Source organism: Streptococcus humanilactis (assembly GCF_019448275.1).
Taxonomy (GTDB): domain Bacteria; phylum Bacillota; class Bacilli; order Lactobacillales; family Streptococcaceae; genus Streptococcus; species Streptococcus humanilactis.
On the sequence record NZ_JAHXBZ010000004.1, the window covers coordinates 23,456 to 49,545 of the forward strand.

Here is a 26,090-nt window from a genome sequence, read left to right on the forward strand (position 1 = left end):
TTTTTCTCCTTATTCTAATACACGGAAATAGTCCGTATCAATCTCACGGTAGGGTTGAATATCCTGAACGTATTCCAACACACCTTGGAATTCTCCCTCTTCATCGTGCACTGCAGCGTAGGTGATGTGGACAAACTTACCTCGCGACTCAGACTTGAACCACATTTCATACTTATCTTTGCTTCCTTCACGAAGCCCCTTCATGATGGTCTTGACCTTGTCCAAGTACTTAGGTGGATGGCAGAGTTCGACATTACGCCCGACTTGGGACGGTGTCCGTTTGAAAATCATCTCATCAGCTGGCGCATTGTCATTGTAATACTGGAAAATATCGTCTTTATTGACAAAGGTAATCTCCATGGGGAGGTGATTGAGGATGAGGTTGGCCTGCTCGACTGAAAGATAGCCATTCCCAAAAGCCTGTTGACTATGGCGATCCATCACCGCTTCCTTTTCCTTAGGGGTAAAGGTAATAGTAAACTGTCCTTCTGGCGTATCGATAACTTGTTGAACTTGGCCTTCTGTTGTATCTCGTTGTACAGGCTCCTCTACACTCTTTTCCTCAACAAAACTCTGTCTTTCTGGCACCCATTTCTCAGACGGACGGATGATGGCATAGCCGTAGGTATCGCTCTCCTCCGCAATCTGAAGCCAGTCATCCTGAGTAAAGGACTCAAGGAGAATCATGAGAAGGATGGACTCTTCCTTGAAAATCATACTTTCAAACTCTGTCGCAAAGGCTTCAAAATCTTCTTTTACAGTGCTAATCGACACTTCTGGTAGTGACTTGGCTGTCGCTAGAGCTGTTTGAAAGAGCTCCCTAATCTGGTCATCCACTCCCCACATAACCTTAGGAGGCGAATCGTGACCATAGCGCTCCATGATAGGAAAGAAGAGCTCTTCTTTACGTTGGTAATGAATATCAAATTGACCTACAAGTCCCATCTGACGCACCAAACCCTTGTGCATCTCCGCAAGCATTTCTTCATCTTCAATAGACTCATATGTATCTAACAATCTCCGAATGCGAATCAAGGCCGCACGGAGGGCCAGATTTTCTTCCTTAAATACCCGAACTGGGTGGCCAGGGTGTTCGGTATCCTCCACTTCGACACCCTTAACAGCATTTTTAAAAAGATTGGCATGGACATCACAGAGTTCCATAACATCTTCAAAGGTGACACCTGAGTCTGAGTTCATCAGCTCGTGCTCCATGAGGGAAATCTCTATGGCTGAAACACCTGTAAAGGTCGCATCAAAGCGCTCTTGAACCGACTCAGGAGAAGCACCATTGTGCAATTCTAACAAAATATCCCGCAGGACATGAATTCGTTCATCTGCCATTAGTCTAACCCAATCACTTCATAGCCGTTTGCTTCCAGTGTGCGGACAATCTTGTCCATAGGAGTTCCTTCGAGCTTAGAACCCTGTTTGAGCGATACTTTGCGACCGATAGTATTACGCATCAAGGGATTGGCAAGGGGTTTAAAACCAAGCTCGACTAAAATTTCCAAGACTTCTGGATGCTTGTCCACCACTTCTGCAACGGGAATTGACACATCGATGATATTGTCCATGACGACCTCCATTGTATATTCTAAAATGATTTTACTGCTTATATTATACCACAAGGAAAGAGATTAAAAAACTAGCAGTGGAGTTCCTGCTAGTTCTCTGCGACTTGGATTACCATCTAAATAAGTTTAAAGAGCCAATCCAATACTTTAAATAATAGCTTGTAAAACAGCAATTGGACTGCAAAAGAGATGATCATCCAAAAGAATTTCACAATTCCAATAATCGGTTTGATAAAAAGAATAGCAAGAAGACCCCAAAAAATTTCATTCTCTCTCCTCTGGCTTGATGAGCCACCGAGCCGTATCCATTAACTTGTCTGCAATAAAAAGTTTACCTAGACCGACAACAACATTGTCATCTTTCTTTATCGTTTTCATTACTTTTACACCTTGTACGGTCAAAAAGTAATTACCATAGATTTTAGCAAAAGCTTTGATAGGATTCATCTCACTCACCCTCGATTATTTCAGCCTCTTTTCGGATTGTTTCAACATCTTCTTGATATTGAACTTCACTATAGTTGACTAGCTTGGATAATTCTTTCTGCAAGCTTTCCCCCATCGGTTTCATAGTTGCAAAGGTTAAACCACCTGAAATGATACCTCCCAAGATAGGTATGAATTTCCCCATTCCTTTGGCCAGCCCTCCCTTGGTCAGATTCACACCAAATATTCTTAAGACTTTTTTCAAAATAGGGTACCAAAGCGTCTTTGTTAAAGCTTTATTAGGCACTGTTTTCATTACCTGTTTGGCAATTGTTATACCACCAGCACGTAGCAAGGCAGCGGTTCCATTTACCCCCAACATGACGCCTAGATAAAGCAAAAGGGTATTTTGAGCATCTTCACTCAACTCATCGCGTGAAGCCCAAAGATCCTCATAACCATAAATATAGCCTAGTTCTTGAGCTAATTTTAAAGAAAAAGCATAAAATTGAGCCACATCAGCTGGAATGGTAATTGCCATAGCAATCCCTCCAGGTAATCCTGCCAAAACAGAGGTTCCACTCGCCAATAAAACATTATCCCTAATGCAGGCATTAGCCACTCTATCTAAGGTTTCTTGAGATAAGAGAGACGTTGGGCCTTGTTCTAATAAGGTAGGAATGTCCTGTGGATCCAATTCTTTGGAAAACTTATCCACTAAAAATTTCGAACGATCAACCTTAACAACTGGTAGTTTTACCACTTGTTGTAATACTTGCATAGCTAACTCTTGTTCAGCCATATACAAACTCCTTTTACTTCTGTAAGTTATATTCTATGATAGCATACTCTTTTAAAGTATGTTTCAAATTCCCCTCAAAAATTTTCAAAAAATCCTTAGCAACTTATTTGTTAAAGATTTTTAATAGTCTTTGTAGAGACAGCTAAAATATTCAACTCCTACCTTTACAACATGATATTCTATCTGTGAACGATAGTCTATTATTGTTTCACCTAAAATGTTCCTTGAATACACACTAACTATGAACTTTCGAGCTTTATCTTATAAATCCATAATTTCTTTTTTCTTTCGATCAAATTCTTCCTGAGATAATATACCTGCATCTAAAAGAGATTTTAGTTTTGTAAGTGCTTCGATTTGCTCATCTAATGATAGACTTGGTTTCATGGCTTTTTCATCTAAACTTTGAGCCATATTCATTCCAAATATCATTCCAGCACTATCACCTAGACCATGTTGCTCCACTCCTGATGCAATTTTTTGTTGTGCTGCAATATTAGAAGCTTTCTGCGATACATCATCATAAGCTTTTAAATTCATCTTATTTGATGAAAATTGTTTAACCAATTCCTTAGATTCTGGTGAGAACTCAATATTAGCAATGGCAACTTTTACAATCTCAAATCCAAAACGTTCTTTCCAAGTCCCTGCATACTGTCCATCATTTGATACTTGTTCCGCAAGAACTCCAGCTTGTGAGGGTAATTGTGAAATACGATAAGTTGTTGACAAAGAATTAAGTGCAACAATAAAAGATTGGAGAAACTCTGTCACTATTTGTGATCTAGCTTGAGCGCTATCAAAGGTATAATAAGTCACATTGGCAGGAAGAAAGTTTCTGATAAATTGCTTAGCATCTGTAATTTGGATAGAAAATGTTCCAAAAGCACGTACTTCTAAATCTGTCCCATAAAACAAATCGTTATACATGACTGGGCCACGAGTCCCAAATTTAATATCACGAATTTCTCTCAAATTAACAAAACAAATCTGTTTTTGCTGATCACTTTGACCACCGAATCCAACACGATTAACAACATTGTCAAACAGTGACTTTTTCAATCCATCACCGTTAAAAACACTGCTCTCACCATTTTGGTATTCATATCCACCTGGTTCTGTAATAATTTCCTCGATACCAGACTGACTAAAGATAAAGGCAGCAGTATTTTCTGGAATAAAAATCTTGGATCCGTTGGAAATAACACCTACAGATCCCTTCGTATTGACACCCCTACCATTATTACTTTCTTGAAAAATACCGGGACTTACAGCTGTATGTTCATCAAAAGCTTGAACTGTGATAATTTCTTTCCACTGATCTGCAAATGTCCCACCAATAGAATCTGTGATGGCTTTTATCAACCCCATTTAATTGCCCCCTTATAAACTTTGCTCCATATCACAATAGGCACATCTCACTGTTTGCTTCACTTGACCTGACAAAGGTGCTCCACAAAAGCTACACTTGGTTGAAATCTTTTCTGGCTCTGCATCCTTAATCCCAAGCCCTGCTTTAAAAGTGTCAAATGTATCCTTAAATGTTTCTGCCAAAACATCTGCTCCAAACAAGCTACTATCTCCCAAGGTTTCAAAATTGCTTGTATCACCTGAAATCAATTTAATAATGTTTCTAGCCCACTTGTCAGTATCCTTAGTATTATTAAATGCAAAGATAGCTTGTCCGCTATTATAATAAATTTCCAGCCGTTTCACACCATTGGTTTTGGTTACTGAAACTTGAGGTTTCCCTTCAAAAATTTTAATCTGGTTAATGGGTATGGTAACTTGATCTTTTTTTCCTCCCCACAAACCTTTTTTGATATATATTAAGTGTAGATTCGTTAAAATTAATTCATCTGTAGACAAACCATTTTTCCCAAAACTCACATGGTCACTATTCATAACCATATATTCATGTGGCAATAATTGATAATCCATATTGAACTCCACTCTTCCTATTAAAGACTAGCTTTCCACTGCTCCACTTGTTCATGTAGATTATCACGATAATCTTTTAGAGTCTTAATCACTTCTTCTTTCCCTTGAATCGGTGCTTTCTTTAATGGACCATATTGTTTTTTTAAATCTTCCATTTCTTTTTTAGTGCTATCTTTTAGTTCTTGGATAGCAGCGCTATCTTCTAAAACAGTCCCTTTAAAGGCTTCATCTGCTTCTGTATAGTAATTATCGATTATTTTCTCATTCATAATCAAGTAATCTTCATAGGTTTTTATAGACTCAATTGTCGTATCGCTAACATCTTGTGGGTTAAAATCGCTTGAACTGAGTTTTTCTTTTGCTTTAGCAAACAACCCTTTCTTCTCAGAACTACTAGATGAAGCTTCTGTTTGATTCTCACTAGAAGAGCTGCTTGTTTTTTCAGAAAGAGAACTACAAGCAACTAGAGTAGAGACGGAAAGACATAGCAAAGCTAAACGACAAACTTTTTTTACATTATTCATTGATAGAATCTCCTTTTATTTATGAAATCATCATATCATATTTGCTAAAAAAAAAAAGTATTTTCTGATTAGCTAACATTTAAAAATACAGAATTCTAGTTAAAAGAATATTTTTCCATTTCAAATGCCACATATTTTCCTCCACCAAAAAAGAGGGTTGCCCCTCTTCTTAGTTCTTATCCAGATTGCGTAGCATTTCGTCAATCTTGTTTCCATATTCGATGGATTCGTCTTTGACGAAGGTCAAATCTGGGATTTTGTACAATTTCAAATTACGACCAAGTTCACGTTTGATAGTACCAGTTGCTTTTTCAAGCCCGATTTGAGCTTTTTGATTATCTGAAGCAAGGTTACTCAAAATGGTGTAGTAAACCTTGGCAACAGACAAGTCACCCAGCATCTGAACATCTGTGATGGTCACGCCTTGGACACGCGGATCACGGACTTTCTTTTGCAAAATCTCATTGACTTCACGCTTGATTTCCATGCCCACACGGTCCGTACGGAAATGATTTGCCATGATATTCCTTTCTCTACTTTGAACCAAAAGCTAGGCCAGCAGACCTAGCTATTTTTAAACTTATTGATTTTCATTTCAAATTGGAACGAAGTTCAATTTGAAATCATCTGCTTCTTTCGCCGTGGTGAAAGTGATGGAACTGATTTATCAGTCCCATCACAGGGGATTTTTGAGACCCTAGGCTCAAAAATAAGCAATGAAACCATCGGTTTGCTTGCGTCCCTCACCACCTAAGAAAGGAGCAAAAATCTTATCTCTTGATTTCTTCCATGACATAAGCCTCAATCACATCATCCATCTTGATATCATTGTAGCCGTCGATCATCAATCCACCTTCACGACCGTTTGTAACTTCCTTAACGTCGTCTTTGTAGTGTTTCAAGCTTGCAAGTTCGCCATCATAGATAACAACTCCGTCACGGATAACACGGACTTTAGAGTCACGGGTAACCTTACCGTTGATAACCATGAATCCACCGATAGTTCCCACTTTAGACACCTTGAAGGTTTCACGGATAACAGCCTCACCGATAACTTTTTCTTCAAATTCTGGATCAAGCATCCCCTTCATGGCTTCTTCCATCTCTTCGATGACCTTATAGATAATGCTGTGAAGACGGATTTCCACATCGTCAGCTTCTGCTTGTTGACGAGCTTGTGGTGTAGGACGTACGTTGAAACCAACGATAAAGGCATTTGAAGCTTCGGCAAGGGTCACGTCTGATTCGTTGATCGCACCGACCGCTGAGTGAACGATGGTAACTTTAACACCTTCCACGTCGATCTTTTGAAGTGAGGCAGAAAGGGCTTCAACAGAACCTTGTACGTCGGCCTTAATGATGACGTTAACTGACTTGAGTTCACCAGCTTTAAGCGTATCAAAGAGGTTTTCAAGGCTGACACGTTGGGTAGCTTGACGTTGTTTCATGAGGGCACGTTTGGCACGTTCTTCACCTGCTGCACGCGCAGATTTTTCATCTTCGTAAACGGCAAAGTGGTCACCCGCCATCGGTGCTTCATTCAAACCTGTGATTGAGACTGGTGTTGATGGACCTGCTACCTTAACGCGACGCCCAAGGTCATTGGTCATGGCACGGACACGACCGAAGGTATTTCCGACAACGATTGGGTCTTGAACATTCAAGGTACCTTGTTGAACAAGAAGGGTTGCGACCGCACCTTTTCCTTTATCCAAGCGCGCTTCGATAACTGTACCGATCGCACGAACTGTTGGGTCTGCCTTGAGTTCTTGGATTTCAGCCACAAGAAGGACTGTTTCCAACAATTCTTCAATGTTTTGATTGAATTTAGCCGAGATTTCAACAAATTCAGAATCTCCACCCCAAGCTGTTGACATAACCCCATGCTCTGCCAATTCACCGATAACGCGTTCTGGGTTGGCACCTGGTTTATCAATCTTGTTAATGGCTACGATAATTGGAACGTTGGCCGCTTTTGAGTGGTTAATGGCTTCGATAGTCTGAGGCATAACCCCGTCATCTGCCGCTACGACCAAGATAGTAATATCGGTAACAGAAGCACCCCGCGCACGCATAGATGTAAAGGCCGCGTGTCCTGGTGTATCAAGGAAGGTAATCTTCTTGCCATTTTCCACGATTTGGTAGGCACCGATATGCTGAGTGATACCACCTGCTTCACCTGTCGCAACACGAGAATTACGAAGGGTATCTAGGAGTGTTGTTTTACCGTGGTCAACGTGTCCCATGATAGTTACAACTGGTGGACGCTCAACCAATTCATCTTCATTGAGATAACCATCTTCGACAAAGAAACGTTCGATGTCGGCATTATCCACTTCAACCTTTTGTTTGGCTTCGATACCATAATCCACCATGAGGAGTTCAATTGTTTCCCCATCCAAGGATTGGTTTTGTGTGGCCATGACACCCATCATAAAGAGTTTCTTAACGATTTCAGCTGGTTCGCGTTTGATACGTTTTGCGATTTCCGCAACGGTCATACCATCTGTATATTCAAATTCTGTTGGCAATTCATGGAATTTACGCTCTGTAACAGGTTTTGGAGTCTGATTACGATTGTTCTTGTTATTGCCTTTTTTGTTCTTCTTGTTGTTATTCCAGTTACTATTCTTTTGATTTCTCACTTGATTTTGACTACTTCGATTCTTTTGTTGTTTTCTAGGACCATCTTCTTCGTGATCATAATCGTCACGATTTTTGTCTGGTCGAGCTTGTTTTTTACGACGTGTATCCACTGCAGGTTCTTTTTTCTCAGGGACGACTTCAACCACTGCTTGAACTTGCTGTGCTTGTTGCGCCTGTTCAGCTAACTTAGCCACTTCTTCAAAGATTTCCTCTGGCTCCTTGCGTTTGTTTGCTTGGGCCAAGGCTTCTTTGGCAGCCTGAGTCTGCTTGAAACGTTCCTCACTTGAACGGGCATATTCTGCATTTTGCTCTGCTTTTAGGGCTGCTGCACGGGCTTTAAAGTCAACACGTGGAGCCGCTTGATGTGGACGTTTGTCCTCTTGTTGACGACGCTCATTGCCACGATTTTGCTGGCCTTGCTGTTTCTTAGCTTGGTCATTAAAACGACGATTGTCGCGGTTGCCTTGACCTTGTTTTCCACCATTGCGGCCGTCGTTTTTCTGACGGTTCCCGTTTTGTTGTTGGTCACGGTTATTGCCCTTGTTTTGCTTACGTCGTTCTGCCTGCTCTTTGGCACGGGCTTCACGCTCAGCCTTAAAATTACGGCTTTGCGGTTTAGCTGCTACTTTTTCTGCCTTCGGAGCAACTGGCTCAGCCGGTTTTGCCTCTTCCTTAGCTACAGCTGGTTTAGCTGGCTCAGATTTTTCGGCTTTCTTTTCTGCACTTGCTTTTGGTGCTGCAGGTTTTGCTTCTTCTTTCGGAGCAGCTGCAGGCTTAAAGCTGGCAGCGATTTTTGCAGCGACAGCTTCTTCCACACTTGATGAGTGGCTTTTCACATCCAAGCCCAACTCTTTTGCACGCGCTACAACTTCTTTACTTTCTTTTCCAAGTTCTTTTGCGATTTCGTACAATCTTTTCTTAGACAAATCATGTCCTCCTCTTCTATTCCATAAGAGACCTCATTTTCTTTGTAAATCCAGCATCTGTTACAGCCAAAACCTTTCTCGATTTTCCGACTGCTATGCTTAATTCCAGTGTTGAAAACACGGTTACAATTTCTACTTGATAATAATGACTTTTATCTTGAATCTTCTTGGTCAGATTGGGTCCAGCATCATGGGCTAGAAAGACCAACTTGGCCTTGCCATCTTGAATGGCTTTAACGACCAATTCTTCACCCGATATGATCCGCCCTGCTCGCTGAGCAAGTCCCAAGAGATTGCTTATCTTTTGCTTATTCAAGTCCTAACTCTCTTCTTTTCACTTTGTGATCCACATAAGCGATCAACTCATCATAAAAGCTTTCTTCCACTTCCATGTCAAAGCTACGGTTAAAGACCTTCTTCTTTTTTGCCTCTAGGGCTTCAGCATTGTCTAGCTTGATATAAGCGCCGCGGCCGTTGGCCTTGCCTGTCGGATCGATAAAGACTTGTCCTTCCTTGTTCTTGACAATGCGGAGCAAATCACGCTTATCAATCACTTCATTGGACACAACAGACTTGCGCAAAGGGATTTTTCTCGTTTTCATCTTTCCCTCCTCTAGCAGCTTTTATTCTTCTACAGTATCGTTTTCTGCTTCCAAATCTACCGAACCAGCTTCTTCCATAGCTTCAAATTCGCTAGCAGACTTGATATCGATACGGTAACCAGTCAAGTGAGCCGCCAAGCGAACGTTTTGCCCACGACGACCGATAGCAAGAGAAAGCTTGTTATCAGGAACAACCACCAAGGCACGTTTGCTGTCGTTTTCATCAAAGATAACTTGATCAACCTCAGCAGGGGCAATAGCATTGTAGATAAATTCAGCTGGATCAGCTACCCACTCGATAACGTCGATATTTTCTTCGATTGGCACCATACGGTCGCTCTTAGCATCATAGCGAGCTGGGTGGAATTTGCTAGTAATCTTCTTGATATTCGCTCCACCACGTCCAACGATTGTTCCGATAGCATCCACGTTTGGATTGTGACTACGAACCGCAACCTTAGTACGGTCACCAGCTTCACGAGCTACGCTCATGATTTCAACAGTTCCATCATAAACTTCTGGAATTTCTTGCTCCATCAAGCGTTTGATCATTTCTGGATGGCTACGGCTAACAAAGACGTTCACACCACGAGGGTTGTCTTCAACCTTGTAAACATATACTTCGATACGATCATGAGAAGCAAAAACTTCACCAGGAATTTGATCTTGTTTTGACAATTGGGCTTCAATGCTGCCGAGGTTGACATAGATAAAGCGGTTGTCAAATCGTTCTACTGTACCAGACATGATTTCTTGTTCATGCTCTTTGTAAGTATTGTAAGTGATGGCACGTGTTTGCTTGCGCATTTTTTCCATGATGGTTTGTTTGGCAGATTGGGCTGCTACACGACCAAACTCAGCAGGTGCTTCTTCAAACTTGATTTTGTCACCAAGCTCATAGGCTGAATTAATGGCAAGAGCATCTTTCAAGCTGATTTCCAAACGGCTATCAAATACTTCATCAACCACTTCACGGACAGTATAAACGGTAAAGTCACCTGTTTTTTCGTTAAAGTCAATAGCTACGCTGTCTGATTGACCATAGCGTCTGCGATAAGCGGAACGAAGCGACTCTACTACTGCGTCGATGATGTCTTCTTTTTTGATTCCCTTGTCTTCTTCCAAAATGCGGAAGGCCTCTAGCATTTCTTTACTCATGTTTTCTTCACTTTTGAATCCTCAAAAGCTATCCTTTCTTTTTCTATAATTTAACTGCTAAACGTGCTTTTGATACTAAACTGTATGGAATTTGGACGGTTTTCTCACGCGTCTTGTCCATATATTCCATGGTCAACTCGTCCTCTTCGAAGGCCAACAAGGTTCCTTCAAAGACCTTTTGCTTATCGATGGCTTGGTAGAGCCCGACATGGATGTATTTCCCAACCGCTCCAGCGACCGCATCCTTGGTTTTTAAAGGACGTTCCAAGCCTGGACTGGTGATTTCTAGGAAATATTGTTCTGGGAAGGGATCTGGCTTGATGGTGTCTAGGACAGGACTGATAATTTCTGTCAAGTCTGCCGTGTCGTTCAAGGTAATTCCTTCAGGTTTATCTACAAAAATACTGAGAATCATGTCACTGCCAATCTTTCCATACTCGATATCCACGAGTTCGAAAGGCGCTTCTATGACAGGTTCTACAACTTCTCTGACTAATTCTACGATTGTTGCGATTGCGTCCACCTCCTCATAAGCAAGAGGCGAAGATATTTCCCCGCCTCTCTTTCTCATATTCTTACTCTTAGTATAGCACGTTTCCCAACTTATGTAAAGCAAAAGCACTTATACAGCCTGATTTCAGGCTATTTCTTAAAATTCTGCCTCAACTCGATAGATAACTTGCCCCTTATTGGAGAATTTTTGCTCGTATTCTGTCATGACATTGCCTTCAAAATCACTGGCATGTAAGTCTAGCCAGACACCATTGAGCTTCATGCCATACTGAGAAAAGCTCACTAAACTGTACTCAAACAAGCCACGGTTATCCGTCTTGAAATGAATTTCTCCATTTTCAGGCAAGATACGTTTGAAGGTATCCAAGAAGGTCTTGTAGGTCAAACGACGCTTTTCATGGCGTTTTTTCGGCCATGGATCTGAAAAGTTCAGATACAAGCGATCAATCTCACCGTCTTCAAAGTAGTCAGTCAAGTCAGAACCATCTACCCACAAGAGCTTGATGTTAGGCACTCCAACTTCAAGAACCTTGTCTAAAGCATAGCTTAAAACAGACTTTTGAATATCAATCCCGATATAGTTGATGTCAGGGTTCTGCTTTGCCATACCTGAAACAAAGGCACCCTTCCCACTTCCAACTTCCACATGAATGGGATTGTCATTGCCAAACAAGTCCCGCCATTTCCCCTTGGCTTCCAAGGGATTGAGGACCACATACTGGGGATTTGCCTCTAGTAATTCTGTCGCCCCTTTACGATTTCTAACTCTCATCTTCTCTTTCCATACTTGTCTCGGAAGTGACGCAAGCCATGAATCTCCCGATTGACATTTTCTAAATCTTGGTTCATATAATACTTGGAAATCTGGCTCAAATAAGACAATTGACCATACCAATACAATTTATTTAATACCGTTTGATTATACTTGTAACCGTAGTAGGTCAACCATTCCTTCCACTGATGTTCTGGAATATAATGGCAGAGCATATGGGCCACATCAAACATGCGGTCAGTCAAGCGAACCGAATCCCAATCCACCAAATAAATCAAGCCACTGTCTGTCTCAATCCAATTACTATGTCGTACATCTCCATGGACAATGGTCGCATAGTCCTCTCTAAATCCTGGAATAGTCTGACGTAAATCAGCCATCACTTCACTGATAAAATGATTTTTACGCAAAGCATCTGGAGCCGTTTCTTGCCAAGACTGTAGTAAGTCTACAGGTGTTTCCATGGCATAGCCCAAACGACTCAACTGTGTCATCAAAGGACGTGAGCGATGTAGACGAGTTAAAATATTGACGATTTGCTTACGATTCATATCATAGGGGGTCAATATCTTGCCTGTCAACCATTCTTGAGCACACATATCACGCCCATCTGCCAAACGGCGACTCCATAATAATTGTGGAGCAATTTGTTCTCTAGCTAGACCAGGTAGGATTGGAGAGGTGTTCATTTTTACAAAGATACGCTTCCCATCAGGATAGCTACCCATATAAGCCTTGCCACTTTTCCCAGGTATGGGAGTCAGTGTTAGCTCATTATCACCCAAATCCATTTCTTTCCTCCGTATAAAGTTTCCTTACTATTCTACTAGTTTTTGCCCTATTCGTCAACCGCTCCACACCCGATTCTCAAAGAAAAGCCTCTGGATTGGCTTGGGTATCATTATAGAAAGAAAAAGGTAAGCACAGTCTTCTACTTACCTTTTCATAATTTTTATAAATAAGTTAAGAGTGGCCAACTGTTGTAAAACATGTGGACTAGAGTAGAAACCCACAAATTTTGGCTCTTTTTATAAGCAAAGCCCAGTAACAAGCCCCCAAGTAGATAAAAAATAAACGAAGGTACATTAGAAGGACCATGCATGAAAGAAAAGAGAGAGGAAGTTAGCACAAGCCCTAACCAAGAGTTGTCAAAAACCGCACCTTGAAGAAGTCCTCTGAAAATGAGTTCCTCCTGGATGGGGCCAAAAACTGAGGAAGTCAAAATCAAAGACAGGGAAATTCCTCTGCTGACTTCCGTCAAATGTTGAACTCCTGCGCCAGAAGAAATAGCGAAGAAATGAATATAAACCAGCGTCTCAAGCACACTTAGAAGAAAGATTGCAATGAAGAGCAAGAGTTGCTTCTTACTTAAAACCCCGAAAGAAATCATATCAAACCATCTCGCATAGCCAATACTAAGGCAAAGCAAGAGACTCTTTACAACAATGAATGTGTACTGGTGTTGAAAATAATCTCCTTGATTGACGGAATATCCCGCCGCACCAACGATTGCAAATACTAAAAATCCCAAAAACAAGGCATGACACTTATTGAAAATGGCCATAAAACTATCCTCCTCAACAAACTTCCCTACAAGTCATCCTTGAGCTCTAATCTTTCCAAAACAAACCATTTTAGTAACCAAAATCCGACCACATAGCCAGTCCCTAAGAATATAGCCATTAAAGCTAGCATGGAATTTAGGGAATTAAAGACCACCGCAGATACAAAGGTTAGCACAAAAACATTAAAGGCAATGGTGTCAGAAGCCAAGACTAGAATATAGGGCGTCAACCAGTCTAAGGTTTTGGAATCTAGGAAAAATAAGTGTTTATACATGATGAACTCCTCTATGGCTAAAAAGCAAGGCTTTGGTTTTTTTACCCCAAGACCCTATGTAGAAAAGTGAGCAAAAATGGTAAGTTTGCAATGATATTATTAACAATATGAATCGAATAAGAAGGATAGATACTCTTAGTATAACGTGTCAGCCAGGCATATAGACAACCCACTGCCGTATAGACAAAAATATCTGCGAGACTTGGCAAGCTAGAAAAGTGGGGCAAGGCAAATAAGAATGACGGAAAGAGAAGATCCAGCCCCCATCTCGAATCCTTAAAGAAGGCATGTTGAAGCAGTCCTCTACATACCAATTCTTCCATCAGAGGCCCTAGTACGATTAAGGTTAGGTAAACACCAAACTCCGCAAAATTTGTCTCACTATAGGCAATAAACAAATTCCACCCTTCATTAGTTCCCTGAACGTGTTTAGCTGTCAGATAGTTAAAGCAGATAAGTACAACAGCGGCTAACACCGTCAGAACAGAATAGCTCAACCACTTTTTCCTAGGGATGCGAAAGAGATAAGCATGGCCCGACCTGATCAAAATCCAAACCATCAAGCCGATAAAGAGAAGGCTGATGATGTTTCGAATCCAGATAAGATTTCCTACCCAAGACGAGAACTCCCAATAATTGCTCCAAAATTGGGTTGTCCAAGACAGTCCGAAAAACAGAAATAAATAAGAAAGAATTGCACTCGTTTTAAAAAGAATAGAGTGTTTTTTCATAGAACTCCTCCCTACTATGACCTACCCTTGCCAGGCTCTACTACTGCAAGATTAAGAAGACAGTTTGTTCTTTTTAAGGCTAACCTGACTACTAGATAATAGATATATTAAGGCATTAAAGACAATGAAAATATGTCCATAGAATAAAATCAACCTCGCATCCAAACCAAGATAAAGTTTGACCATCAAAAAGATGAGCAAAAGAATTTGAAACCATAAGGTTTTTCCAAAAATAAATTTAAAGCGATTTCGAATATCTACTTCCTTGATTTTTACCGCCACCCCTTTATTAGCAAGAAGGAAAACGCCTGCTTCAAATAATCCACTGTAGAGAACAATCCACCCAATCGATTCATTAGAGATTTGTAAAAATGTCCCTAAAAGAATATTCAAAATACTACTCAAGAAAATAACAAGAAATAATCTGTATTTCATATTAAATACCTCCATTCATTTATTTCACTAACAATTTAATAGAGCCTTCTACTCAAATATCCAGCCAGAAAAGGATAGAAAGCTACTTTTTATAATACTTCAAGCCCCAAATGAGTAGAAGCATGATAAGCAAGCAGAGAATAGCGCCAATATAGGCAATTAGTTGTTGGTAAGATTCTCCTGCTGTGATACCTCTATACAAACAAATGATAGACATAAAACCTGTCAAACCGATATACATAAGTTGATTGGTTCTAGGACTAACCAAATCATCATCTTCAAATTCTCTTATCCTCATTTCCCTAGTGAGGTAAACAGTGACCAAAATAGAAGCCAAGTTGATAACCACTAAGAGAAATTGGAAAACTAAGGAAAAATTTAAAAACTGACGAGATAGAAATAGATAAGTGGAGACAAGTAAGGGCAACTGACCTAGGAACAATCTCGCAAGGAAGATGTTCCGTTTTTTAGCAAGAAAAGTTTTCATTTCTTTGCTCCTTTCTTTTTAGTTAAAGCAACATAGATCACAACCGCAATCATATAGGCTATGGTATAAAATAACTGATACCAAATACTCTCCCTAAGCGGATAAAGAAAGATGGACATAATCAGATACAAGATGAAAATGATAAGTATTTTTCTCTTCATAAAATTTCCTCCTAAATGTATGCTTTATCTTAGTTTAGCTACACCCTTTACACTGCTAGTATAGCACTCATTTTATCCTTGGATCACTCAAATCATAAATGGTCATCAAAACATCTTGAATTGTAAAAAATTTAAAAGCAAGCATGAAAAACATACTTGCCCTGGGGAACTTGACAATATGAAAATACAAAATAGAAAACTACTCACCCTCACTTCCGTATGTTCTCATATATTCTCATAATCGCAACAAGGATAGCAGCTGTCCCACTTGCCAAAGCGATAAGGGTAATGATAATGTTGAGGATTTCAGGCGTACTCCCTATTCTGTTGATAAGACGAAGTAGGGATATAACTGTCAACTGAATCAGGAGTATTGATTCTACTCTTACCAATGAAGTCAGTTGGTTTTCAACTGCATATAAAAAGACTGGTAACATAACACAGGCTATAGCAATCACAAACAGATTGCTCCCTGTTTCTTCTCCCTTGTTCACCACGGAAATCATGAGAAGATTCGACGCTATAATCAACGTAGAACAGATGACAAAATAGGATTTCTTATTCATTTAATATACCTCGCATACTATAGTATTTTAATTGATGACTTTGGGCAGTACTTCTTTCCCCAAATCTTCTAATCATCAACTGACATCGAGTGAATCGTTAAAACCTGACGAAAGATTTGATTTTGGCAGGTGGTATTTAGACTGGTATTGGGATGGCTTTCGACAATCTTCATGACGGTATAGAGACCAACTCCTCTCTCCTCCCCTTTAGAACTTGCTCCAAAGGAGAAAATCTCAGAAATGTCTATACCCTCTTCTTTAATGGAATTTTCAATGATAAAGGTCTCCTGTGCTCCATTTTTTAAAAAAGCAATTGAAACATGAGGTTGACTGGCCTCTGCACTGGCTTCAATAGCATTGTCACAAAGGATAGACACAATAGTCAGAAAATCAAGCAGTCTCATTCCCTCAACCTGAATCTCCTCAGGAACTTCGACATTAAAGACAATCTTCTTATCTCTGGCTTTTAGAAATTTCCCTGCTAGGAGACTTTTGAGGGCTTTATCACGAATATTCACTAATCTGCCCAGGTCATATTTGTTGTCCTGCAATTTTTCACTGGAATCCTTTAAAACAGAGTCGTAAACCTCTTTTATCTGCTCCATATCCTCCTCTTCAATGCCCAGACGTAAACTAGTCAAGAGGTTGCTATAGTCATGCCGAAAGCTCCGTACTTCCTTGTAAAGTTCCTCTATATGCCGACTATAGCGTTCCATATCTCTATAGCGCAAGGTCTGCTCTTGGTTCAGTTTCTCCTGAAGTTTTTCCTTCAAATAGGTATCTAATTTCTTGATAACCCCCATAAAAAAGAGTAGATAAAATACCAGAATGAAATGGCGAACAGTCGTTGATTGTATACCTTGTACATATTCAAAATAAGACAGACTTTGCATCACTAGATAGTAAGCCCCCATTATCCAGTTAATCGTAGTCAGGGATTTTTGAAAATCTTTATCTATACTCTCCCTTCTCAAGCTAGTGAAATCATAGTCCAACCATTTCAAAAAGACTAATACTATGGAGCAAACGAATATCATAATCAACAAAAAGACAAGATTTCCATCTCCATCTACAATCCCTTTCCCAAAAAACGGAAACACAAAATAGGAGAGACTTCTGTAAAAGATATCCATCAATACAATTGGAAAGAGACCATAAAAGAAAAGGAGTCTTTTAGAAAGCCCTCTTAACAATAAGAAAGACAAGCTGAGGCCGAACAAGGGTTCTATAAAGTATGACAGATAGTCAGTCAAGACTAAATAATTAAAAGTTGTAACAATTGCTGCTAGAAGAAATTTTAGAAGAAAGGCCTTAAAAATTCTATCGAAAGTGAGACTAATTCCATCTACCTTAAAGAACATGATAATTTCTAGCCCAATAATAGCTAGTGAATACAATATCATCCAAAAAATATACATAAATTCTCCTCACTCAGTGTAAGTTATTGATAGCTTCAGACACTTCCCTGACCTTATAACGCGCTATCATACAGCTTCCACCATTGGGAAAGTAAAGCAGTTTTTCTTTCTTATCCAAACGAACCACATTGGCAGGATTGATGAGAAAAGAGCGATGGCACTGCAAGAGACGGGGTTCCTGCTTGAAAACCTCCTCTAAACTCGCTGTAAATTCCAGCCTATCCGTCTTAGTATAGAGAATAACACGATGGGCTCTGGGCGATGTTTCGAGATAGTAGACCTCTTTAAAAGGATACTGGAATTGGGCAAATTTTGATTTAAAGTAAAAGCAGTCTTCCGCCAGACTTTTACTGTCTTGACCATTGGCATAGAGGAGGGCTGTCTCGATCCGAGATTCAAACTCCTCTGCTGACAAGGCCTTATCAATGTAGTCCAGAGCAGACACTTGGTAGCGAAAGGACAAGGGCATAAACTCCGAGTGAGTCGTCACAAAGACAATCAGGGCATACGGATCCCGATCCCGAATCTTTCTAGCCACTTCCAGACCCTTCATCTCCTCATTTCGAATCTCAATATCCAAAAAGAATAGCTGATGGGCTCCCTTCTCATGCACCTCTGCCAGCAGTTGGTCTGGCTTACCAAAAACTTCAAAAGAGCTGGGAGTGATATGATGTTCTTTCAAAAGTTTCTCAATCGTCGTTTCAATCCTAGTCTGTTGGGAAAAATCATCTTCTAAAACAAATATTCTCATCTTCTTACTCTCCTTGTTTCAATTTCTTCCTAAAAAGAGAATAGCAAAAATACTTTGATACAAGCCCACCAAATCCTAAACAGGCCTTCAACGATCCTGAAAGGTAGCTTCTTCCTCAAATAAGCATGATAATCTTACAACTATTTTATCATAAAATTTTAACAGTACCATTCAGGAAATTTCAAGGACAATTAAAGATTTGAAGGCGAAAAAGGAGATAAAAGTGATAGACTAACAGTATCAAAACACAGTTGCTAGAATTAAGACTAGCACCCAGATTAAAGGAGGCATTTTCATGACAGATACAGACCCCATCAAAAGAGCTCAGACTTTGATTACGGACCTAAACAAAGTCTACCAAGCATGCAAACAAGTAACAGCTGACGATATCCGCTTTCAGGAACAATTAAACTCTATTCTAGGCTTTCTAGCCAAGGCTGAGACAGTGGATAATCGAGTCTTGATTGAACTGGAAAAATTTTACCAGACTTCCAGTCTTCTCATGGGACTCAGCGTCCTCAATCCAGATGCTCCTACTCGTGCTGCTTGGCGGGCCTATGACCGTTTCCACTTTGACCAAGTCAAGACCAAGTTGAGCCTCTACGGTCCAACCATTATCTTGTAGAAAATAAAAGAAGCTGAGACAAACTGAACTCAACTTCTTTTTTAGTGTCATATAGGCAATGTTAGTCCTGCATCTGACGTTTTACCTGATAAGGTAAGTACAAGACTAGTAAAACCAAACCAGCTCCCAGTAAGGCTAGAAGGGCTAGTTTTTCTTGGAAGGTAATCAACCCAACAACTAATTCCACTACTAAGACCAAACTGGTCAATCCTCTGACCACTGCCTGCAAGCCTTTTTCCTTTTGCCCCTTGTCCAGTGGAAAGAGTTGGGTCAAATATTGATAGTCAAAGGCGTGATAGAGGGCCAGTAACTGGAAGAGCAAGAGGTAGTTAAAGAGAACAACCACTGCTGTCGCAATCCAAGCTTGCTCGATAAAGACCTGCGCCAGTATGGACAGCAAGAGCAGACGGAGACTGAGGGCAAAAAGATCTCCATTTCGCAGATAAGAACGCAGATAGAGATTTTGCCAAATCTTCCCAGGCACCTTCTGAACAGCCTTTAGGATAAAGTCCAGATAGGCACGACGTTTGACACTGTTTGAAACTCCCTTTACCTGCGTAAAGAGAGCAAAGAAACGAAGCAAGACTTGCTTACGCTTGCTTTCTTGAGAAATAACATAGTCCCAGTCTAGTCCAGTTTCCGTGAAAAATTTGCTGGCCTTTTGACGAAAGAGGAAATATTTACCTACTCCCAATAAAAGCACATAGACCAGAAAAACTGGCAAGCCATAGCCCATTGCCAAAAATAAGGGCGCAAATAAGAGCAAGAAAAGGGTCTGGACAAAGAGCCAAAAGACTAGGGAAATGCCCGTTTGATGCTTGAGATGGAGTTTGATTTCCTCTTCTCCGACTAAGAGAAAGAGCTTGTCTGGAGTCTCCATATAGGTGGCAATTCCTCCCCAAAGTAAAAGTAAAACAGAGGTAATTCCTACAAATAAAAGGATAGGCCAATGATTTTCAGGAAAATCTTGCAAGAGTTGACTGTACTGGTAGGCTAAAAACCCCAGCAAGACAAGCAGGAACAAGACAAAGTGGTCATTGAGAACATAGCGCAGATAACCGACACACTCCTTACGAAAAGCCTGCTTTCTCTTTAAAAACAAGTCTTTCATAGCTCCTCCTCTTTGGTCAGAGCCAAGTAAATATCGTTCAAACTAGCCTCAGGCATGTCAAAGGCTTCGCGCAGTTGCAGGAGATTTCCCTTGGCACGCACTTCCCCTTTGTGAAGAATGACAAAAGCATCACACATCTTCTCCGCCGAATCCAGCACGTGGGTACTCATGAGAATGGACTTACCCTTTTGCTTTTCCACTTCCAAAAGCTGAATCAAGTCTGCAATAGCCAGCGGATCAAGACCAAGGAAGGGCTCATCCACGATGAAAAGACTTGGATCCACCACAAAAGCACAGATAATCATGACCTTTTGCTTCATCCCTTTTGAAAAATGAACAGGAAACCAGTCCAATTTCTGGTCCAGACGAAACATTTTTAGCAAAGGTTCCACTCGATCAAAAGCCACTTTCTGCTCAATACCATAAGCCATGGCAACCGTTTCGATATGCTCTCTGAGGGTCAATTCCTCATACAGACTAGGTGTCTCAGGAATGTAGCCAATTTGCTTGCGGTAGCTAGTCGCATCTTCTTGCAGGGTCAGGCCATTGATATTGATGGAGCCACTATAAGGTGTCAACAGACCGATAATCTCATTGATTGTCGTCGATTTCCCAGCACCATTGAGACCAATCAAACCGACCAACTGCCCACTTTCAACAGTAAAGGACACATCTTTCAAGACAGGGACATGGACATAGCCACCTGTCAGGTTTTTAATTTCTAACATATTTTCTCCAAATCTGGTATAATGTAGCTATATTATATCAAAATTCAATACAGTAGAGGTAGATTTTATGTCAGATTGCATTTTTTGTAAAATCATCGCAGGGGAAATTCCTGCTTCAAAAGTATATGAAGATGAGCAGGTTCTTGCCTTTCTTGATATCTCTCAAGTGACACCAGGACACACCTTGGTCGTGCCAAAAGAACACTATCGCAATCTCTTGGAAATGGACGCTACTAGCGCCAGCCAACTCTTTGCCCAAGTACCAAAAGTAGCCCAAAAAGTCATGAAAGCTACCAAGGCTGCTGGTATGAATATCATTGCCAACTGTGAAGAAATCGCAGGTCAAACAGTTTTTCACACCCATGTTCACCTCGTGCCTCGCTACAGTGCGGACGATGACCTCAAGATTGATTTTATCGCCCACGAACCAGACTTTGACAAACTCGCTCAAGTCGCTGAAACCATCAAAAATGCCTAAGGAGTTGCCATGAAATTATCCAACCTACTGCTATTTGCAGGAGCTGCAGCCGGAAGTTATCTGGTCACAAAAAATCGCCAAACCATCACAGATGAAATCTTGAATACCACTGACCGCGTTCAAGCTATCAAGGACGATGTAGATATTATCCAAAACAGCCTGCAAATCATTGACCAGCAAAAAGAACTCATCAAGGAATACCAAGAAGACCTGACTTACAAGTTTAAAGTCTTGGAAAAAGATATCCAGACTAGACTAGCTGTGATTAAAGAAACACAGGAAATCGAAGATAAGTAAAAAGAGCCCGACGGCTCTTTTTTAAAACGTAAACAAGTTATATCCCATCAACTATACATCATAATTTAGCCAACTCATTCACCATTTCACAACTAAATCGAAGACTTTTCGCCGTAATGAAAACACCTGAAACAGCTTGGTTTCAGGTGTCCGGAAACTTTTAGACCCAGGCTCAAAGTTTAGGTATGGAACTTCGAAGAAGGTCGCTACCGTCCGTCATTACTTAAGGAAAGTCTTAAAAAATCTATAAAGTAAAAGAGCCACTCGGCTCTTTTTGCTTTATTCTCCTTCAAAGGCATCTTTAATATGGTCAAAGAAGCCTTTTTTCTTTGGATTTACTTTCAAGTCACCAGCAGCTGCGAATTCTTTCAAAGCTGCTTTTTGACGGTCGTTCAAGCCTGTCGGTGTTACGACATTAATGGTAACGTATTGGTCACCAACTGCACCACCACGAAGGCTCGGAGCTCCCTTACCACGTAAACGGAATTTCTTACCAGTCTGAGTTCCCTCTGGAATAACCAATTCAACATCACCATGAACCGTTGGGATATCAACTGTATCACCAAGAGCTGCTTGGACAAAGTTGAGGTTGAGATTGTAGAAGATAGTGGTTCCTTCACGTTCAAACTTGTCGCTGGCTTCCACAGAAACCACTACATACAAGTCACCATAAGGTCCACCGTTAAATCCAGCTTCACCTTGACCAGCTAGGCGAATTTGTTGACCAGTTTCCACACCAGCAGGAATTTTGACATGTACGCTATGGGCTTGTTTTTCATGCCCTGTTCCATGACATGTTGTACATGGATCTTTGATTTCTTTTCCACGACCGTGACAGACATCACAAGTTACTTGACGACGCATCATACCAAGCGGAGTCTGCGTATCGACGTTAATGACACCAGCACCATGACAGCGTCCACAAGTGACTGGACTTGTTCCTGGTTTAGCACCTGAGCCATTACATGTACTACAGCTTGCTTCACGATTATACTTAACCTCTTTTTCAGCTCCAAAGATAGCTTCTTCAAAGGTCAAGTTCACACGGTATTGGAGGTCATCCCCCTGACGAGGAGCATTTGGATTGCGTGAAGCACCGCCTCCGCCGAAGAAACTTGAGAAGATATCTTCAAAACCACCGAAGCCACCTGCCCCATCGAAACCGCCGAAACCACCAGCTCCACCAAAACCACCGTTGGCTCCAGCAGCACCGTATTGGTCATAGGTAGCACGTTTTTGGTCGTCACTCAAAGTCTCATAGGCTTCTTGAACTTCCTTGTACTTTTCCTCAGCACCAGGCTCCTTGTTGATATCTGGGTGGTATTTTTTCGAAAGCTTACGATAAGCCTTTTTGATCTCGTCTGCCGAAGCGTTTTTTGACACCCCCAGACGATCATAAAATTCAGTATTGTTCATAATTCAAGATACAAAGGGCGTCAAACGGACACAGCCATCTAGGAGTTTTGACGACGGACGCTTACGTCCTAGAAAAAACTATCTTTTTGGCACAGTCCGTAGCCCGTGTTCAGTTGCGAACACCTTTGTTCCTTTCTATTGATATTTTGAATCAAACCTCGATTTAGGTCGGGTTCAATTCCTTTCTTTTATATTGAGTAAGAAATTTGGGAACCCGTGTTCAGTTACGAACACCCTTGTTCCTTTATATAATTTTCATGTAAATCTTTAGAGGCTATTTTCTATACTCTGCTTCACTTGATTAAACTCTTCATCTGATAGAGTAAATATCAAATCCTCTTCAGCATACTCATTCTGTTCTTTAAAATAGTTGTCCGTATTCTCTGCCAACCCTAAACCGAAAATCACTTTTCTTGCAAACTCTTGATGTGCAAAACCGATAGCCGTAATGATTTGTTTATCTTGGACAAGAACTTTCGGTTGGAAATTCTCACGTGGAAGAAATTCAAAATAGTCAAAGAAGTTTTGCCAAATTCCACCTGTAAATTTCGTGTCGTTCAACAAGCCTGCTTTCGCCAATAAAAGAGGCGCTGAAGAAATAGCTGCAATTAGGATATCTTGCTCATTAAGACTTCTCAAAAACGAGATCAATTTCTCATCTTGTAGAGCAGGACCTATATTTACCATTCCTGGCAAAATCACACAAGAATAATCTTCTATACGGATTTGATCCAATGTTTTCGTCGGTTGACAGGGCAAACCATCCTCAGAGACCACCATCGAATTCTCAGAAGCTACATAATCAATCGTGACATCAAAAGACAGAGCTAAAGTACTTGTTAAAGTGGTTATCTCATAAAGAGAAAAATTAGGATAAATGACACAAAGTACTTTTTTCATACGCAACATCCTCTATCTTATCGAAAAACAGAGGCTGGGTTGCAACCTCTGGATTTCTTCTTATCATTACGACGTTCGAGTTTTAAAAATCAAACTAGTAATGCTAAATCGAGCACTCCCTAACCTCTTGGTGAAAAAGACAAATCTTCCTAGAAACTAAAGTTTCTGCGTCAGATTTCCTATTTTCACTGTGAGGTTTTAACGGGCTTTGCATCTTATTTTTCCGTAAACTCTCCGTCTACGACGTCATCGCCTGCGTTTCCTGTTGCTTGTGCGCCTTCTGCTCCTGCTTGAGCTTGTTGCGCTGCTGCGGCTTGTTCGTAGAGTTTAACCGCAAGGCCTTGAGCTTTTTCGTTCAATGCTTCAAGTTTTGCTTTCATGTCGTCCAAGTTGTTATCTTCTTGCGCTTTCTTAAGGTCATCAAGGGCAGCTTGGGCAGCGTCACGTTCTGCGTCGAAACCTTTTCCTTCAGTTTCCTTGATAGTCTTTTCAGTCGCAAAGATAGCTTGGTCTACTTCATTACGAAGGTCAACTTCTTCTTTACGTTTCTTATCTGCTTCAGCGTTAGCTTCTGCATCTTTCATCATGCGGTCAATTTCTTCGTCAGTCAAACCTGAGTTAGATTGGATCACAATAGTTTGTTCTTTTTGAGTTCCAAGGTCTTTAGCTTTAACAGACACGATACCGTTCTTGTCGATGTCAAATGTTACTTCGATTTGAGGAATTCCACGAGGTGCAGCTGGGATATCTGTCAATTGGAAGCGTCCAAGAGTCTTGTTATCTGCTGCCATTGGGCGTTCACCTTGAAGAACGTGGATATCAACGGCTGGTTGGTTGTCTGCCGCAGTTGAGAAGACTTGTGATTTAGATGTTGGGATTGTTGTGTTGCGGTCGATGAGTTTTGTGAAGACACCACCCATTGTTTCAATACCAAGTGACAATGGTGTTACGTCAAGAAGGACAACGTCTTTGACATCACCAGTAATCACACCACCTTGGATGGCAGCACCCATAGCAACTACTTCGTCAGGGTTAACTGATTTGTTTGGTTCTTTACCAGTTTCAGCCTTAACAGCTTCTACAACGGCTGGGATACGAGTTGAACCACCAACAAGGATAACTTCGTCGATTTCTGACAAGCTCAAACCTGCATCTGAAAGGGCTTGACGAACTGGAACTTTTGTACGTTCTACAAGGTCACGAGTCAAATCGTCAAATTTCGCACGAGTCAAAGTCATTTCCAAGTGAAGAGGTCCAGCCTCACCTGCAGTGATAAATGGCAAGCTGATTTGTGTTGAAGTTACACCAGAAAGGTCTTTCTTCGCTTTTTCAGCCGCATCTTTCAAACGTTGCATTGCCATCTTGTCAGTAGACAAGTCAATACCGTTTTCTTTCTTGAATTCTGCTACCAAGTGGTCGATGATTTTTTGGTCAAAGTCATCACCACCAAGTTTGTTGTCCCCTGCAGTTGACAATACGTCGAAGACACCGTCACCCAATTCAAGGATAGATACGTCGAATGTACCACCACCAAGGTCAAATACCAAGATTTTTTCTTCTTTATCAGTCTTGTCCAAACCGTAAGCAAGAGCGGCTGCAGTTGGTTCGTTGACGATACGTTCTACTTCAAGACCAGCGATTTTACCAGCATCTTTGGTTGCTTGACGTTGAGCATCGTTGAAGTAAGCTGGAACTGTGATAACTGCTTTGGTTACTTTTTCACCAAGGTAGTCTTCAGCGTAGCCTTTCAAGTATTGAAGAATCATAGCTGAGATTTCTTGTGGAGTGTATTCTTTTCCATTAGCAGAAACTTTTTCAGAAGTTCCCATTTTAGATTTGATAGAGATGACTGTATCTGGGTTTGTGACTGCTTGACGTTTTGCAGCGTCACCAACGATGATTTCTCCGTTTTTGAATGATACTACAGACGGAGTTGTGCGGTTTCCTTCTGGGTTTGCGATGATTTTGCTTTCAGTTCCTTCAAGAACTGCAACTGCTGAGTTTGTTGTACCTAAGTCAATACCGATAATTTTAGACATGTGTTTTTCTCCTTAAATTTTATTTTCTATTTTTCTTTTTGATACTCTTCTTAAATGGCGGCGCCGTCAGAGCTTGACTTCGTCAATCTCTTTGACTAAACTTTGAGCCTAAGGTCTCAAAGTTTACGCAAATAGCGCCACGGCGAAGAGTATCGTCTTTGGTTCGCTTCGCTCACTATTGCAAAGCTAAACAACTTTCTTAACTTTCTTCATAGTTTATT

Annotated in this window: 30 protein-coding genes; 3 read left to right on the plus strand and 27 right to left on the minus strand. The window is 40.8% G+C overall.

Going from position 1 to position 26,090, the window contains the following annotated elements; all coding sequences use genetic code 11:
• Positions 1-9: 9 nt before the first annotated feature.
• From KV696_RS06595 to KV696_RS06705, 22 genes are all read right to left on the minus strand, one after another.
• On the minus strand, positions 10-1,344 hold the full coding sequence (locus KV696_RS06595; protein ID WP_153192888.1) for a DUF438 domain-containing protein: 1,335 nt from the start codon (positions 1,342-1,344) through the stop codon (positions 10-12).
• Positions 1,344-1,577, minus strand: a complete 234-nt coding sequence (locus KV696_RS06600; RefSeq protein ID WP_000368734.1) for a DUF1858 domain-containing protein — start codon at positions 1,575-1,577, stop codon at positions 1,344-1,346. The genes KV696_RS06595 and KV696_RS06600 overlap by 1 nt, the downstream gene beginning before the upstream one ends.
• A gap of 264 nt (positions 1,578-1,841) precedes the next feature.
• A complete protein-coding gene (locus KV696_RS06610) occupies positions 1,842-2,024 on the minus strand; it encodes a hypothetical protein (protein ID WP_153192886.1) in 183 nt (60 codons plus the stop codon).
• A gap of 1 nt (position 2,025) precedes the next feature.
• On the minus strand, positions 2,026-2,805 hold the full coding sequence (locus KV696_RS06615; protein ID WP_219967185.1) for a hypothetical protein: 780 nt from the start codon (positions 2,803-2,805) through the stop codon (positions 2,026-2,028).
• Between the two features lie 261 nt (positions 2,806-3,066).
• Complete coding sequence (locus KV696_RS06620; RefSeq protein WP_045612808.1) at positions 3,067-4,176, minus strand: SPFH domain-containing protein; 1,110 nt, start codon at positions 4,174-4,176, stop codon at positions 3,067-3,069.
• Positions 4,177-4,188: 12 nt separating this feature from the next.
• Positions 4,189-4,746, minus strand: a complete 558-nt coding sequence (locus tag KV696_RS06625; RefSeq protein ID WP_052691060.1) for a C1 domain-containing protein — start codon at positions 4,744-4,746, stop codon at positions 4,189-4,191.
• A 20-nt stretch (positions 4,747-4,766) separates the two neighbouring features.
• Positions 4,767-5,270 carry a hypothetical protein gene (locus KV696_RS06630; protein ID WP_001067003.1) on the minus strand — a complete coding sequence of 168 codons (504 nt, stop codon included), beginning with the start codon at positions 5,268-5,270 and terminating at the stop codon, positions 4,767-4,769.
• A gap of 169 nt (positions 5,271-5,439) precedes the next feature.
• Positions 5,440-5,790, minus strand: a complete 351-nt coding sequence (gene rbfA, locus KV696_RS06635; RefSeq protein WP_001273601.1) for a 30S ribosome-binding factor RbfA — start codon at positions 5,788-5,790, stop codon at positions 5,440-5,442.
• A gap of 250 nt (positions 5,791-6,040) precedes the next feature.
• Positions 6,041-8,842, minus strand: coding sequence for a translation initiation factor IF-2 (gene infB / locus KV696_RS06640; protein WP_219967186.1), 2,802 nt, complete (start codon positions 8,840-8,842; stop codon positions 6,041-6,043).
• 16 nt (positions 8,843-8,858) lie between these two features.
• Complete coding sequence (locus KV696_RS06645) at positions 8,859-9,158, minus strand: YlxQ-related RNA-binding protein (RefSeq protein ID WP_001041390.1); 300 nt, start codon at positions 9,156-9,158, stop codon at positions 8,859-8,861.
• On the minus strand, positions 9,151-9,444 hold the full coding sequence (gene rnpM, locus KV696_RS06650) for an RNase P modulator RnpM (RefSeq protein ID WP_000857557.1): 294 nt from the start codon (positions 9,442-9,444) through the stop codon (positions 9,151-9,153). The genes KV696_RS06645 and rnpM overlap by 8 nt, the downstream gene beginning before the upstream one ends.
• Positions 9,445-9,465: 21 nt before the next feature.
• Complete coding sequence (gene nusA / locus KV696_RS06655) at positions 9,466-10,602, minus strand: transcription termination factor NusA (protein WP_000032285.1); 1,137 nt, start codon at positions 10,600-10,602, stop codon at positions 9,466-9,468.
• Positions 10,603-10,645: 43 nt separating this feature from the next.
• Positions 10,646-11,125: a ribosome maturation factor RimP gene (gene rimP / locus KV696_RS06660; RefSeq protein ID WP_219967253.1), complete on the minus strand. Its 480-nt coding sequence runs from the start codon at positions 11,123-11,125 to the stop codon at positions 10,646-10,648.
• 126 nt (positions 11,126-11,251) lie between these two features.
• The gene (gene trmB / locus KV696_RS06665) at positions 11,252-11,887 is read right to left on the minus strand and encodes a tRNA (guanosine(46)-N7)-methyltransferase TrmB (protein WP_001266094.1); all 636 of its coding nucleotides are present in this window, start codon (positions 11,885-11,887) and stop codon (positions 11,252-11,254) included.
• Entirely contained in the window at positions 11,884-12,678 is a 795-nt protein-coding gene (gene ccrZ, locus KV696_RS06670) for a cell cycle regulator CcrZ (RefSeq protein ID WP_000363005.1), read from the minus strand. The genes trmB and ccrZ overlap by 4 nt, the downstream gene beginning before the upstream one ends.
• A gap of 161 nt (positions 12,679-12,839) precedes the next feature.
• Complete coding sequence (locus KV696_RS06675; protein WP_219967187.1) at positions 12,840-13,451, minus strand: CPBP family intramembrane glutamic endopeptidase; 612 nt, start codon at positions 13,449-13,451, stop codon at positions 12,840-12,842.
• A gap of 26 nt (positions 13,452-13,477) precedes the next feature.
• A complete protein-coding gene (gene blpZ, locus KV696_RS06680; protein WP_219967188.1) occupies positions 13,478-13,726 on the minus strand; it encodes an immunity protein BlpZ in 249 nt (82 codons plus the stop codon).
• A gap of 41 nt (positions 13,727-13,767) precedes the next feature.
• A complete protein-coding gene (locus KV696_RS06685; RefSeq protein ID WP_219967189.1) occupies positions 13,768-14,457 on the minus strand; it encodes a CPBP family intramembrane glutamic endopeptidase in 690 nt (229 codons plus the stop codon).
• 51 nt (positions 14,458-14,508) lie between these two features.
• Entirely contained in the window at positions 14,509-14,892 is a 384-nt protein-coding gene (locus KV696_RS06690; protein WP_180948755.1) for an immunity protein, read from the minus strand.
• 82 nt (positions 14,893-14,974) lie between these two features.
• Positions 14,975-15,379, minus strand: a complete 405-nt coding sequence (locus KV696_RS06695) for an immunity protein (RefSeq protein WP_219967190.1) — start codon at positions 15,377-15,379, stop codon at positions 14,975-14,977.
• Between the two features lie 795 nt (positions 15,380-16,174).
• Positions 16,175-17,524, minus strand: a complete 1,350-nt coding sequence (locus KV696_RS06700) for a sensor histidine kinase (RefSeq protein ID WP_219967191.1) — start codon at positions 17,522-17,524, stop codon at positions 16,175-16,177.
• A 13-nt stretch (positions 17,525-17,537) separates the two neighbouring features.
• Positions 17,538-18,275, minus strand: coding sequence for a response regulator transcription factor (locus KV696_RS06705; protein ID WP_219967192.1), 738 nt, complete (start codon positions 18,273-18,275; stop codon positions 17,538-17,540).
• 295 nt (positions 18,276-18,570) lie between these two features.
• On the opposite strand from KV696_RS06705, the gene KV696_RS06710 reads away from it, so the two are divergent.
• Positions 18,571-18,900: a helicase BlpT gene (locus KV696_RS06710; protein ID WP_219967193.1), complete on the plus strand. Its 330-nt coding sequence runs from the start codon at positions 18,571-18,573 to the stop codon at positions 18,898-18,900.
• Positions 18,901-18,961: 61 nt separating this feature from the next.
• On the opposite strand, the gene KV696_RS06715 is transcribed toward KV696_RS06710, so the two are convergent.
• On the minus strand, positions 18,962-20,011 hold the full coding sequence (locus KV696_RS06715) for an ABC transporter permease (protein WP_219967194.1): 1,050 nt from the start codon (positions 20,009-20,011) through the stop codon (positions 18,962-18,964).
• Positions 20,008-20,739 carry an ABC transporter ATP-binding protein gene (locus tag KV696_RS06720; RefSeq protein ID WP_000889954.1) on the minus strand — a complete coding sequence of 244 codons (732 nt, stop codon included), beginning with the start codon at positions 20,737-20,739 and terminating at the stop codon, positions 20,008-20,010. Before KV696_RS06720 ends, KV696_RS06715 begins: the two co-directional genes overlap by 4 nt.
• 67 nt (positions 20,740-20,806) lie before the next feature.
• Between KV696_RS06720 and KV696_RS06725 the strand changes: the two genes are divergently transcribed.
• Positions 20,807-21,217, plus strand: coding sequence for an HIT family protein (locus tag KV696_RS06725; RefSeq protein WP_001278317.1), 411 nt, complete (start codon positions 20,807-20,809; stop codon positions 21,215-21,217).
• Between the two features lie 9 nt (positions 21,218-21,226).
• Positions 21,227-21,514: a hypothetical protein gene (locus tag KV696_RS06730; protein ID WP_064276243.1), complete on the plus strand. Its 288-nt coding sequence runs from the start codon at positions 21,227-21,229 to the stop codon at positions 21,512-21,514.
• A gap of 279 nt (positions 21,515-21,793) precedes the next feature.
• Here KV696_RS06730 and dnaJ read toward each other — a convergent pair whose 3' ends face one another.
• From dnaJ to dnaK, 3 genes are all read right to left on the minus strand, one after another.
• Positions 21,794-22,930 carry a molecular chaperone DnaJ gene (gene dnaJ / locus KV696_RS06735; RefSeq protein ID WP_219967195.1) on the minus strand — a complete coding sequence of 379 codons (1,137 nt, stop codon included), beginning with the start codon at positions 22,928-22,930 and terminating at the stop codon, positions 21,794-21,796.
• Between the two features lie 267 nt (positions 22,931-23,197).
• On the minus strand, positions 23,198-23,830 hold the full coding sequence (locus tag KV696_RS06740) for a DJ-1/PfpI family protein (protein ID WP_219967196.1): 633 nt from the start codon (positions 23,828-23,830) through the stop codon (positions 23,198-23,200).
• Between the two features lie 215 nt (positions 23,831-24,045).
• Positions 24,046-25,869: a molecular chaperone DnaK gene (gene dnaK, locus KV696_RS06745; protein WP_000034661.1), complete on the minus strand. Its 1,824-nt coding sequence runs from the start codon at positions 25,867-25,869 to the stop codon at positions 24,046-24,048.
• Positions 25,870-26,090 lie beyond the last annotated feature (221 nt).